We start from the raw sequence: 558 nt of genomic DNA, 5'->3' as shown, positions 1-558 counted from the left end.
CATGAGCGTCTTGCGCAAATCCGTGCAGGTTTCGAACCCAACTGGCTCGTCGCGACCAAGTCGGCGTTCCGGCTGACGATACCGATGATTGCCGTCATCGCGAACGTATCGGTTTCGACCGTGGAGCGCAGACTCAAAAGGCGAACAGTCCCATGGCACATACCTCTTGATTTGGTCGTGCCGTATTGGACCGCCGCTTGGCGGAAACCATCCGCGATGGTGGAAAAATACTGCGTCCCCACGCCTATGCGTGGGGCGGGCAGGATCAGTCTTCGCGGCTGTGATCGGCGAAGCGCTCGCGGCGGTATGACCATCTTCTGCCCGGCTTTGAGGTGGATCTCGCGGCCGGCCTTGGTCAGCTGGGCGGTGCCGAGCTTGATGTGCTGGGTCTGGGCGATGGTGAGGTGATCGTCGGGTTTGACTTCCACCTTGCGGTCGACAGGCCCCTTGGGGACGCAGCCTGCTGTCGCTGGCGGCGCAGAGCGGACTGCCGCAGGTATGGGACGCCGATGCGCTGAACCTGCTGGCGGCCGGCGGCGTCCAATTGCCGACTGGGTG

2 pseudogenes are annotated in these 558 nt (G+C 63.3%); one reads left to right on the top strand and one right to left on the bottom strand.

From position 1 onward, the window contains the following. Window positions 1–305 precede the first annotated feature (305 nt). A pseudogene (locus tag U8L64_RS20115) lies at window positions 306–437 on the bottom strand (hypothetical protein); the annotation flags it as partial. Between the two features lie 2 nt (window positions 438–439). Here U8L64_RS20115 and U8L64_RS00180 point away from each other — a divergent pair. Further along, a pseudogene (locus U8L64_RS00180) lies at window positions 440–558 on the top strand (NAD(P)H-hydrate dehydratase); the annotation flags it as partial.

The organism is Pseudomonas sp. FIP_A4 (assembly GCF_036701605.1).
Lineage (GTDB): Bacteria > Pseudomonadota > Gammaproteobacteria > Pseudomonadales > Pseudomonadaceae > Stutzerimonas > Stutzerimonas phenolilytica.
This window is presented reverse-complemented; position numbering and strand designations above follow the sequence as displayed.